The organism is Methylophilus sp. DMC18 (assembly GCF_056314005.1).
Window position 1 is genome coordinate 106538 of sequence record NZ_JBQUZE010000005.1, and the last position, 12601, is coordinate 119138.

Annotated in this window: 8 protein-coding genes; 3 read left to right on the forward strand and 5 right to left on the reverse strand. The window is 49.3% G+C overall.

All coding sequences use genetic code 11. The annotated features are described in order from the left end of the window. Positions 1–14: 14 nt before the first annotated feature. Positions 15–2261: an EAL domain-containing protein gene (locus tag ACT53G_RS12250; protein ID WP_476169547.1), complete on the reverse strand. Its 2247-nt coding sequence runs from the start codon at positions 2259–2261 to the stop codon at positions 15–17. A gap of 300 nt (positions 2262–2561) precedes the next feature. Here ACT53G_RS12250 and ACT53G_RS12255 point away from each other — a divergent pair, with 300 nt between their 5' ends. The 3 genes from ACT53G_RS12255 to ACT53G_RS12265 all read left to right on the forward strand — a co-directional run bounded on the left by ACT53G_RS12255 (position 2562) and on the right by ACT53G_RS12265 (position 6837). Continuing rightward, positions 2562–3017: a hypothetical protein gene (locus ACT53G_RS12255; protein WP_476169548.1), complete on the forward strand. Its 456-nt coding sequence runs from the start codon at positions 2562–2564 to the stop codon at positions 3015–3017. Positions 3018–3304: 287 nt separating this feature from the next. Beyond that, on the forward strand, positions 3305–3964 hold the full coding sequence (locus ACT53G_RS12260) for a pyridoxamine 5'-phosphate oxidase family protein (RefSeq protein WP_194749152.1): 660 nt from the start codon (positions 3305–3307) through the stop codon (positions 3962–3964). Between the two features lie 275 nt (positions 3965–4239). Then, positions 4240–6837: an EAL domain-containing protein gene (locus tag ACT53G_RS12265; RefSeq protein ID WP_476169549.1), complete on the forward strand. Its 2598-nt coding sequence runs from the start codon at positions 4240–4242 to the stop codon at positions 6835–6837. A 61-nt stretch (positions 6838–6898) separates the two neighbouring features. Here ACT53G_RS12265 and ACT53G_RS12270 read toward each other — a convergent pair whose 3' ends face one another. The 4 genes from ACT53G_RS12270 to ACT53G_RS12285 form a co-directional block, all read right to left on the reverse strand. Further along, the gene (locus tag ACT53G_RS12270; RefSeq protein WP_476169550.1) at positions 6899–8371 is read right to left on the reverse strand and encodes a porin; all 1473 of its coding nucleotides are present in this window, start codon (positions 8369–8371) and stop codon (positions 6899–6901) included. A 173-nt stretch (positions 8372–8544) separates the two neighbouring features. Then, complete coding sequence (locus ACT53G_RS12275; protein WP_313988519.1) at positions 8545–9819, reverse strand: OmpP1/FadL family transporter; 1275 nt, start codon at positions 9817–9819, stop codon at positions 8545–8547. A 71-nt stretch (positions 9820–9890) separates the two neighbouring features. Further along, positions 9891–11966, reverse strand: a complete 2076-nt coding sequence (locus ACT53G_RS12280) for a bifunctional diguanylate cyclase/phosphodiesterase (RefSeq protein WP_275356528.1) — start codon at positions 11964–11966, stop codon at positions 9891–9893. A gap of 6 nt (positions 11967–11972) precedes the next feature. Beyond that, positions 11973–12512, reverse strand: coding sequence for a YfiR family protein (locus tag ACT53G_RS12285; protein WP_313988524.1), 540 nt, complete (start codon positions 12510–12512; stop codon positions 11973–11975). Positions 12513–12601: the final 89 nt, after the last annotated feature.

Below are 12601 nucleotides of genomic sequence, written 5' to 3' on the forward strand. Positions count from 1 at the left end.
CGATCGGATGTTATTCAATCCTGCTGAATGAGCGATTCTTTTTCAGCACTCAGCGGATGCGGTTTTGCTCTTAAGTAACCTTGTGAGTAGTGACAGCCCATCTGCTTGAGCAGGGTTTCTTGATCCTGTGTTTCTACGCCCTCGGCAATCAGTTTGATATTGAGCTGATTGCCCATATAAATCATCGTTTTGCATAAGGCCTGATTTTTTTCATTTTCTGTTAGGCTGCTGATGAAGGATTTGTCGATTTTGACATAATCAATCATGAATTTATGCAGATAGGCGAGCGAGGAATAGCCCGTCCCAAAGTCGTCAATCGCCAGTTTAATCCCTGCATGATGCAGATTGTTGAGCATCGCCATTGTATTGACTGAGGAGTCCAGCAATAGCCGTTCGGTGATTTCAAAACAGAACTGTTCTCCGGGAATATGTTGTGCGTTGAGGGTGACGAGAAATTGCTCCAGGCTGGCAGGATGTGCAAATTGCAGGGACGAAATATTAATGCAGATTTCTACCTTGCCAAACTGTTGCTGGATCTGTTGCAGGTCTTGAATGATTTGTGCAAACACCCATTCGCCAAGCGCAATAATAAAATTATGTTCTTCTGCAATGGGGATAAACACGTCTGGCGGGATCATGCCCAGTTGCGGATGTTGCCAGCGTAACAAGGCCTCCAGTTTTTCACAGTGCAGATTACTCAAGCGAAAGATGGGCTGATAATGCAGTGACAGTTGCTGTTGGGGAATGGCCTCTTTAAGCGCCTCGATCAGTTGCATTTTGCGGACAAACTCTTCATAAATGGCCTGATTGAACAGCACACATTGATGTTTTCCTGACTTCTTGGCCTGGTACAGCGCCTGATCGGCAAACATAATCAGCTCGTCGGCATCTTGACCATGGTCGGGAAAAAGCGCCGCCCCTATACTCATAGACACGCTTACTGTTTTGGACTGAACCTCGAAGAGTGGCGACATTACTTGCAATAGTTGTTCACACAGAGCCTGTAGACCTACTTGATCAATCCCTGGCAGCATCATCAAAAACTCATCTCCGCCAAAGCGGGCGGTGAGGCTGGGTGGTTGAATCATGCATTGTATGCGTGCGGCGACCTTGATCAGCACTTCGTCGCCAAAAGCATGCCCAGCCGTATCGTTAATCTGCTTAAAGTTATCGAGATCAATAATGATGACCCCTAGGGACTGCTTGGATTCGCGGGCCTGTTGCATGGCCTGCTCAATTTCATTTTTTAACTGAAAGCGGTTAGGGAGCTTGGTGAGAAAGTCGTGATTAGCCTGGAACCAAATCTCCTGCTGTGCGGCCACCGCCTGTTTTTTGCTGCTGCGGTAGACTTTTAGCAGTTGCAGAAACAAAAGCAAGGCAAGCACTCCCGGGACCGCAATCAGGTATTGTGTCCGCTCTGGCGCAGGCGAGGCTTTCCAGGTATTCATAATCTCGGGCGGATTGGTGCCAATCTGTTGTGTGGCTTTATTGAGTATACTGACCAACGTTGGCAGATTTGCGTCTACCCCCATCCAGACCTCACTGGTGATAGCGGTGATGCCTACTTTCTTGATGTTCTGGATTTTATGCAAGTCGATGTGGTAGTCCAGGACCAGCTCATTGCCAACGTAGGCATCGACATAGCCAGACTCCAAATCATCAAACGCCTCATCCGCGATATCAATCAGTTTGATTTTGATCGTGGGGAATTCATTTTTAAGTTTTTGTGCGACGGGGCCGCCCTTGAATACCGCAACCGTTTTGTCTGTGAGATCACTCAGGCTGATTTCATGATGTGCCAGGGGGTGATTAGCGGCCATGTAAATGGCATTGGCTGTGACCAGATAGGGTTGTTTGAGCAATTGAAACCCGGCTGGCGGATTTTGACCACGTATCCCTGTCATGAGCGGCGCGTCAGCCGGGGTGAGGTTGTCATGATCGTTGACAATAACAAAGGTTAAACCGGTGAGCTGGCTGATCTGCTCCAGATACTGGATGGAGACACCGGCATGGTTGTGATTTTCCAGCTGAAACTCTACGGGCATCCAGCCACTTTTCACTGCGACCTTGAGGCGTGGGTGCTGCTGCAGCCAATCACGCTCTTGTGTGGTGAGTGCCAATGCATTTGATGGTGGGAACTCGCCTGGCAAAATTTCTTCTGCCTGTAGCATTGCTCCGCTAAAACCTATGCCTAGCATCAGACACAGGCGACCAAGAATATGGACGACCGAACATAGCCCTTTCACTCTGCGGCAAGCCATGATTCAACCCCCAATGGTTTTTGGATAATTTATCTGTAAATTGTATGTGACTATAACGGCGTGAAATGCAAAATATAAAGGCTTTTATACAGTTTTTTATATAACACTGTGAGTATGCGTTAAGTTAGACTATGATGGATAATGCGTGTTCGCGGAGGCGTCAAACTTCTGCCTACAATGGAAAGCACCTGTCATCAAAAATAAGTGAAGGACTGTTAGACTAACTATGACGGTGTTAACCGGTAAGGCTGCGCATGAGGGTGTGCATTGAATAAATAACTGGCTAAGGGAGTCCGGTGAATGAAAAAAATGGGTGTATTGCTGGCAGCGATATTGCTGTTGGCGGGCTGTTCTGTGAACATGGTAAAGCTGGGCGTCTATAAAAATAAAGCGCAATTGATCGGTACGGATGGGGCGGTCTATACGGGAAGTATCATGATTAATGATATTAGCAACGATGGTGATATTGAGATCGATGAGTCTCCTTATGGCAAGCTTGCCGGCAAGTGGACGGCCACCAGTGCAGTGGCCCCGGTGATCCGTACGGTGGATGCACAAAGCGCCTCTGATGCGGTGATCCGGCGTGCCTATTCAGGCAAAAGCTTTTTAATCGCCAACCAAAAAGCCGTGCTTAATTGTGACTTTAAAATCAATATTGAGGGCGATGGCTTGCTCGGTAGCGTCTACGTGATTGGTGATGGAATCTGTGTGGATGATCAGAAGCGCAGTTTTCCTATCCAGTTTTTCAAGTCCTAACATCATCAAAAACGCATTAAAAAGCCACTCATTCACTGGGGCTTTTTGATGTTTGTGGCTCTGCGGTGAAACAGCATTAGGCATCACCTGCTTGAGCGCGCCTGTCTTTTCCCATCTGCGATGCTTGCCGGTTTTGTGCCTGTAGACATCGTTCCCCTTTCGTTGAAACCACTGTTCAGACCATACATAGTGCCGTTTAAATCAAGTATGATGCGCCAAACAAGCTAAGATAGCTGCAGTCAATGGATTGATTGCTGCAAACCTACGTTTAACCAATTGGGGGAGTTATGAGTCGCTTATTCGGAGAGATACATCGTCAGGTGCAAGATGCGCAGGGCACCAGAAAACTGGCTGACCGTATTGAGGAAATTGCCTGTAAAACTGAAATTGATGAGGATGCCAAGGGCTTTATTGAGTCACTGGATATGTTTTTCCTGTCTACGGTGGACCATAATGGCAGACCTACGGTGTCTTACAAAGGTGGTTTTCCTGGATTTGTCCGCGTGCTGGACAGCCAGACGCTGATGTTCCCGATCTACAATGGCAACGGTATGCAGCTGTCGGTAGGCAATATGGTGGGTAACGGCGAGGTAGGGCTGCTGTTTATTTCATTTGAGCGCCCGCATCGTATCCGCTTGCAGGGCGTCAGTGAGGTCTCAACCGATCCAGCTTTGTTGGCGCATTACAAAGAGGCTGAGTTTGTTGTCAAGGTAAGTTTGTCTGAGCTCTGGCAAAACTGTCCACGCTATATTCACCGCTATCAGCGCGAAAGTGCCTCGCGCTACGTCCCTTCTGCACAATGCGAAACCCCGTTGGCTGAATGGAAACGGTTGGAATTTGTGCAAGACGTGATCTCTGAAGCCGATGCACAAAAAGCACAACAAGCAGGCTTCATTCAGGTCGAAGACTGGATCGCCAGGATCAAGGCTGGCGCACCAGATGCTTAGTTCACACCAGACCTCATAAGGCTCTTATAGACTCTGCGAAAGCAGTATTCACTGGCCTCTCTCAGCAGAACGCAAATAGATTTGCGTTTTCTGATAGAGGCCTTTGCTATTTTCATGTATCTTTTCGGTGTACGATATGCATCATATTTCTCAAGATAAATAATTGTTCGACATAGAATTGTTATCAATCTATAAGGTGACCATCTCTATGGTGCCGCGGGGGTGGCGTCAACGTGATTCATCAGGGTGCAAAGAGATCTCTACGGTATTTCGCCATGCGAAAGGTATCGATACTTGCTGGTTGCATGCTGTGCTTCATGGGCTTGATGCAGCCCGGTATCGGATGTGCAGAACAGACCATTACTGTTACCAGTGATGATAATTACCCGCCCTATTTGTTTAAGGACGCAAATGGCAATACGGTGGGCATTGTGGTGGATACCTGGAAGTTGTGGGAGCAAAAAACCGGGGTTAAGGTGACCCTGCTTGCCATGGTCTGGGAGCAGGCGCTACAGCAATTGTTGAGCGGGCATGCTGATGTGATCGAGATGATTTATCAGGATCCCGAGCGTGAACAGCGCTTCAGTTTCAGTACCCCTTATGCCACGCTCCCGGTGGGCATCTATGCGCATAAAAGCATAGGTGGCCTGGCATCTTCCAGCCATCTGAGTGGCTTTACCGTCGGTGTGCAAAAAGGCGATGGCTGTATTTTTCACCTGAAGCAAGCCGGGGTTCAATCGTTTCGGCTATATAACAATTATGAAGAGATGATCATCGCCACGCTCAAGGGCGAAATCAAGATCCTGTGTATGGATGATTATCCGGCTAGCTATTATCTGTATCGCGCAAAGGCGGATCAAAAAGTACTGCGTGCTTTTACCCTTTATCACGGCGAATTTCACCGGGCGGTAAAAAAGGGCAATGAGCCCATTCTGGCCTTGATTGAAAAGGGCATGGCGGCCATCACCCCGGCTGAAATGGCTGCGATTGAGGCACGATGGAAGGGCCGTCCCTTGCAGCAAGACCTCTATGAAGGGCAAGCGTTATGGATGTTGGCTGTGGCATTCATCGTTGCCGTGAGTTTGGTATTGCTGGTGTTTATGCTAAGACTCGCGGTGAAAAGAAAGACCGCTGAAATTGAAAGCAAGCGTGCCGAACTGGAACTGGAGCGATTGCGTCTGACTGAAATCATTGATGCGACGCGTGCAGGCACCTGGGAGTGGAATGTACAAACCGGAGCGTGTCAGTTTAATCATCGCTGGGCAGAAATTCTGGGATATCAACTCGAAGAGATCCAGCCTTTAGGCGTAGAGGCGCCAAAACGTCTGACGCATCCGAATGACTGGAAAATGGCCATGGCCTTGGTTGAACAGCACCTGAAAGGCGAGATTGCCTTTTATGAGTGCGATATCCGCATGCAACATAAAGACGGACGCTGGTTGTGGATCGCAGATCGGGGGCGGCTGATTTCGCGTACAGCCGACGGGCAGCCGTGGATGATGCGCGGTACGCATATTGATATCACGGATAAAAAGCAGGCCGATGCTGCGATTTGGCAACAGGCCAATTATGATAGCCTGACCCAATTACCTAACCGCCATTATTTCAATCGCCACCTAAAAGAGGCGATTGCCGAGGCGGCAACCCAACAGCAAAAACTCAGCCTGTTGTTGCTCGACTTAGACCGCTTTAAAGAGGTCAATGATACGCTCGGTCACCGGCATGGGGATGAGTTGTTGATTGAGATTGGCCAACGGATACGCCAATGCTTGTTTGATCATATGGAGGTGGCCAGGCTGGGCGGGGATGAGTTTGCCATTATTGCACCAGAGTCTGCCTGTGCCGATTTGCAAGCATTCGGCCAGCAGTTGATGCAGGAGATCTCTAAAGCCACCATTCTTGGCGGGGAGCGCGTCTATGTCACGGTCAGTATCGGCATCAGCCAGTATCCCGAGGATGCCGTCAATGCTGAAGAAATGATACAGCATGCGGATCAGGCCATGTATGAGGCAAAAAGTCGGGGCCGTAATAACCTGCGCTTTTTCTCGCTAGCGATTAAAGAGGCCATGTCGCAACGCGTGATGTTGGCACGCGACCTGAAGGCGGCCCTTGAAAAGGATGAGTTGCGCGATTACTACCAGCCGATTGTCAGTTTGAACACGGGCAAGATCGTCAAAGCCGAAGCGCTGATGCGCTGGCAACATCCTGAACGCGGACTGATCAGTCCGGCGCTCTTTATTCCCGTGGCCGAAGAAACGGGGGACATTGTTGCGATGGGTAATTGGATTTTTTCTCGGGCGGTCGCGCATGCCTCAAAATGGCAGCCGCTGGTGGGGGAGGCATTTGCCATTAGCGTCAACAAGTCTCCGGTGCAATTCGTTGACCCGCAACGCTTTCATCATGACTGGGGAAAAATCTTGCAGGATAACGCACTGGCAGGCAAGCATCTGGTGGTTGAAATTACGGAAGGCTTGTTACTGAATCCCGACCCGGTCGTCGAGCAGCGCTTATTGTACTATCGCGACTTGGGGATTCAAGTTGCGATCGATGATTTTGGAACTGGATATTCTTCGCTTTCTTACCTCAGTAAATTTGATATTGATTATTTGAAAATTGACCAGTCCTTTACCCGTAACCTGAATGCGGGCAATGAAAGTTATGTCTTGTGTGAGGCCATCATTGTCATGGCGCATAAGCTAGGCCTGAAAGTGATCGCTGAAGGGGTGGAGACCGCACTGCAGCGAGATTTGCTGATGGATATCCATTGTGATTTTGCCCAGGGGTTTTTCTATTCCCCGCCTGTGCCTGCTGAGGCCTTTGAGCAAATGCTGGTGCAACAATCGCGGCAAGAAGCTGCGCTGCTGCAGGGTTAGTTCGCACATATGAAAAAAGGCCCAAGCACGACTTGGGCCTTTTTATGAACAGGCAGCGAACTTAGAACCGGAAACGTACCCCGGCACCTACCGCCTTCACGTCCTGATACCAGGTCGAACGCGGGAACTTGTCCCCTGAAAAGTGGTTATTGGTGTAAGCAACATAGGTATCAACCCGCTTGTTGATCTTATAGTCAATCACTGAAGTCCACGTGTCAATTTTACCTTGTGAGTTGGTGGAGACTGTTGGGCCATCAATCGCATCAAACCGGGTTGCATAGTAGCCGACAGAGGCTGTCAGACCTGCCAGGGCTGGAATACGCTGCGAAAAGTCGTAGCTGGCACCAATGTAGTAGACATTGTTATCTTGTTTATAGCCCGGTTGTAATGCAGAGGTGGCGACGCCGCCAAATACAGTCTGGTCAAACAGTTTGCTGTATTTGATTGTCCGGTCTGATGAAGGCTTCAAACGGTACCATTCCCAGCCGCCTGTGAATTTGATTTCCTTGTTCGGCGTCCACTTCAACGCGATTAAAGTGGCTTCCGTGTTATACAGGGACGCAGTAATGGTGTCGTTGGCGGCTGGATTGCCAGCAGCTGCAGAGCCTGCCTTGACGGCATTGTTAAAGCCGTTAAAGGCAAACTGAACGCCAAATACGCTATTTTCAAAGCCCAGTTGACCGGTGTAGCCATAACCCTCGGAGGTACCTGCGGCGTTGCCAAACTGATACATGCCAGCGTAGTTGACCTTACCTAGCCCTTCAACATCGTAAGTATTGCCATACTTCACCGTGTTTTTCATGCGGGAGTTTTCTGAGATGCCGCCACCGCCGCCAATCGTGCCGCTCTCACCCAAGGGCGAGAAGGTATCTGCCTTGCTGTTCGGGTCATAAGGGTTGGTGATTTCAAAAAATGGGTTGTACTGGGTACCGTATGACACACGCCCCAGCTTGCCGCCATCAATCCCTACCCAGGCCTGACGCGCAAATAACTCACCGTTCATGGAGGAGTCCGCGCTGACGCTAGAGTTGGCATTGGTCCCGGAGTTGTCTGCCAGCGTCTGTGCCGCATCATGCAACTTCATATCAAGCGGGTTGAAGCCAGCTTCAAACTGGTACATGAATTTAAAGTCACGATCCCACATTTGTAGTTTGCCGACTTCGCCCTTGATGCCCAGACGGGAGGCTTGCAAACCACCATTGACCCACTCGGTTCTTGAGGTGGTTCTCGGTGTGATTTTTGCACCATTGTAAGGATAGAAGTTGTTAGGTAATTCGTAGTTCTCAGGCAACGAGTGGTTAACACTGGTGCGCGCAATATCGATGATGCCATACACTTGTACGTTCGATGGATGGTCTCCGACGTTGAAGTCCAGACGCAACGGGTTGTCATCATTCATGAAACGTGTCATGAACGAGCTTGGTGCCTGATCGTTTTGGTTGGCGGACGTTGTAGGTGTTTCTGCCTGGGCGGTCAGGGCCTGACCGATTGCGACTGGAAGTAATGCCAGTTTAAAAAAATGTCTGATGGTCATCTTAATCTCAATGTTTTATGCGATATTGCGGGTTGTCACAAGACAACGCATTCTCGTGCTGGCAAATGACGATTAGATGACATGCGGCTTACATGAAGCTTACGCCCGTCATAATTGACTTGTCACAAATGTGGGAGCTTGGTTGAGCGCTGCGTGCGCAGCGCCCTTAAGCCTTAGAATTGGTGGTTAAACTGCAGGCTGAGAATATCAGCACTGCCATTGTATTGACCGGCCACCAGCCCCCTGCTTGGAGTAAGCGCCCGCTGGTCGTCATAGATACTGGCTTCTTGGATAAACAAATGTGCATAGCCAACATCCAGTTTTGTTTCATGGCTATATTGCCAGCTCGCGCCCAAAGACAGCCAGATACGGTCATTGCCAGGAATGCGGGGGGTTCTATGTTGCTTGTCTATGGCTTCTTGATCGTAAGCAATGCCGGTTTTGAGTTTGAGTGTGTCTGAGTAATGATAATTGAGCCCGACCGAATAACGTAAGGTATTATTCCAGTGTTCCTGCGTGGTCCCAATGGCAGTATTTGAGCCATTATCGCGCATGATGCTCAATGCTTTGAACCGGCTCCAGCGTGTCCAGGTGATGTCTGTCAGTAGCTCCCAACGGTCGTCCAGTCGGCTGAAACTACTGAGCGAAAGCGTCTCAGGCAAGGATAAATCTGCTGTAATGTCGGCATTCAATGTGCTCGATGGACTCGCATTGGCCAACGTGAAAGGGGAGCGCGCTTCTCCCTTCAAGTGCTGGTCGACTTTTGAACGGAAAGCCAAGCCTAGCCGGGTATCGGGCGTGACTTGGTAAATGGCGCCCAGATTGTAGCCAAATCCCCAGTCGTCCCCCTTGGTTTTAATCGATGATTCTGCGGCCCCTAAATTCACTGCACTGGTCAGCTCTGCCTGTGCCCACATGGCAGACACGCCAAATCCCAATGACCACTGGTCATTAAGTTTCCAGGCCAGTGATGGGTTGATGTTGACGGTTTTAAGCTCGGATTTAATGGCTTGAAAGCGGCCAATCCAGTTGTTGTCGTATTCGGTTTTGAGCCCAAATGGGCTGCCAATACCGAGGCCGATTTTGAGTTGATCGTTAATGTCCTGCTTGTAATAAAGATTGGGAATCGCCGCAAAACTGCCCAAATTACCGCCTTCTCCATTTAGAGATGGATTTCTGGCTGCTTGACTACCTTGATTATCAAAATTTCCCCTGACATTAATCAGGTTGACTGCACCCACGATCTGACGCCCCTCCAGGTAAGTCATCCCAGCCGGGTTGAAGAAAATCGTACTGGCATCCTCTGCCACGGCAGCCGCTCCGGCAAAGGCATTCCCAAGCCCGCTGCCACTTTGTTCGGATAAGGCAAAGCCTGCTGCCTCAGTCACTTGATGGGTGCTGACCAAAGCCAGCCCCAGCCAGAAACTGGTAGATTTCAAACGTAACATGGATCCCCCTAAAACGACTTTTTTGATTTTTTAAGCTTGATCACTACACTCATGCGTCGTGATCAAAGGCATTAATTTTCTGCACTCGCAATTTTTCTGAACACTGCCGGAATGCTTTCCGGGAAGTCTGCCATAAACGTGGTGGTTTGGCTCGCAGATAAGGCCGCACTGAACAAGTAACCTTGCACATGATGGCAGAGTTTGTATTGCAGGTATTCAAACTGGATTGCGCTTTCCACGCCCTCTGCCACCACTTTTAAATTGAGGCTGACCGCTAACGCAACCAACGCGTCGACAATCGCGATATCGACTTTGTCATGCGGAATGCCCGCCGTAAATTGCTTGTCAATTTTTAAAATGTCTACCGGCAATTGTTTCAGGTAGTTCATTGACGAGTGGCCAATGCCAAAATCATCAATCGCAATGCCTATGCCTAACTGCTTCAGTGAGTAAAGGATTTGTTTGGCAGAATCAATATTACGCATGACCATGGATTCGGTAATTTCCAGGTTCAGGGTGCGTGGCGAAATGTGGTAAAAATCCAGTGCATGACGGATAGTGTCTGACAGGCTATCGTCATCAATCTGGCGCGAAGAAATATTCACATTCATGAACAGATCCTGGTCAAACATCTCTTGCCACATGGCCAGTTGCTTGAGTGACTGGTGAATCACCCAGGCACCGATGCTGATAATCAGGCCCGAGCCTTCTGCCAGATGGATAAACTGGTCAGGGCTGAGTAAACCTCTGGTTGGATGACGCCACCTGAGCAAGGCCTCAAAGCCGATGGTTTTCAACAGCTGTGTATGGATGATGGGCTGGTAATACAGCTCCAGCTCCTGATTTTGCAGCGCGAAGTGCAGCGCCTCACGCAGATTGCGTAGCTCGGAGGTATTGGCTTCATCCATTTCACTGTAAAAGCGATAGGTGTTGCGACCCGCGTCCTTGGCTTGATACAGCGCCACATCCGCGTTTTTCATCACTTCGGTTTTAGAGTCAAATCCGGCTCTCAATTGCGCAATGCCGATGCTGACCCCAATATTAATTTCATGGTCATCGACGATAAATTGGGCAGAAATCGTCTGGATAATCCGTTTGCAGACTTGCTCTATCGTTTGTCGGCCTGCGGCATCCAGCAGAATGGCAAACTCATCGCCACCCAGGCGGAAAATCGCATCCTTTTGTGCCAGGTTGCCGCGCAGGCGGTGCGCCACTTGCAGCAACAACTTGTCCCCGGTGTTATGGCCAAACGAATCATTGACGATTTTAAAACGGTCCAAGTCTAACAACAGCAGGTACACATTGGCTGGGCCATTGGACGAAGCGGTGATTCTACGGGTAATGGCTTCTTCAAACGCGTGACGGTTCAGTAATTGGGTATTTTTGTCGTAGTGCGCCAGGAACTGCAATTTTTCTTCAATGACTTTGCGATGTTCCAGTTCGGTTTGTAACTGAGCATCACGCTGACGGATGCTTTCCAGCATATTGTTGATGTCATGGCCTAGCATGCCGATTTCATCCTGACTACGGATGCTGATGCGTTGGTCATAGTGATGATTGCGAGTGATATTGCTGACAAAGCTTTGTAAGGCGTGAATCGGGTTAACGATATTGCGGTTAAGTCGCCAGATAATCAGACAGCCGACCAGCGCGGCTGCCAGGACCGCAATGGCGTTAGACCAGGCAAATCCAATCAGCACATCGACAATTTGCGCCTGCTTGATGGTTGCTTGCAAGGTGCCCACCGTTTTTTCATTCACCACGATAGGCGTCTCAACTTCCAGATCCTTGAAAAAAGGGTAGAGCCATTGCCAGACGGCAGTGGATTGTGGATGTTGCGGATAGAGTTGCTGGATCGCTTGTTGCTGCTGGTTAAAAATCGTGATGCTGCGGATATTCTGATTATCCGTCAGCGGTTCCAGTGTTTTGGTCAGTGAGTTGACCTCCCCAAACATGACCGCGGGTCCAATCGAAGTGGCCACGACCTGAGTTTGCACCAGTATGTCACGAATCATGTGGGTGCGCAGATTGTGATAATGGCTGCCAAATGCAAACACGATAAACACCAGAAACATACTCAAAGTCATCACCAGCTCGGTGAGCAGCAGTTTATGAGCAATCTTAAGGTGAGGCAGCAGTTTTAACATACAAAATCACTGAATAAGGTTAGTCGCCAGTTTCATCAAGCGGGAGTCGAACACGATGCCGGCCTGTTTGGCCGCGCCCAAACGCAGCATGAACTGATAGCGTTTGTCTAGCTCGCTGATTTCTACATGGCCAAACTCGGCAAACTTGTTGCCCTGATGGACAACCGTGAGCACGGACTCTTTTTGAATAATCTGCTGCAATTCTAACGGCTTTTGTGAGACGACATCTTGAATATATAGCAAATTACAGCGTTTCACATCGGCTTGTGTTTTCAGTGTCACCAAAAAAATCGGAGATTGTTGTAATTTTTGCGATTCCAGCGAGGTGGCCTTGAGATGACCAATGTCTTCCTCAAACGCACATACCGTGTAAATCTCCTGGCGTGGGCGATAAGGCGTCTGACTCAACAGGGCCAGATTGTAGAGTAACTCACTTTTTGAGGTGCGTGCCTCGTCCACGCTGGCATGTGCTTGCTGGATGAAGTAGGGGTAAAGCAGGAGAAGCAGCAAGCGTGGGAAAAAACAAGACTGGCGCGCTGAAATCATCTTGATCTGACTCCAAAAGGGTGAGGGATCTGATCGAACGGTTTAGATTACAATGGGTTGCGGGCCAGTTTTAAGGCATTGCCACGGCC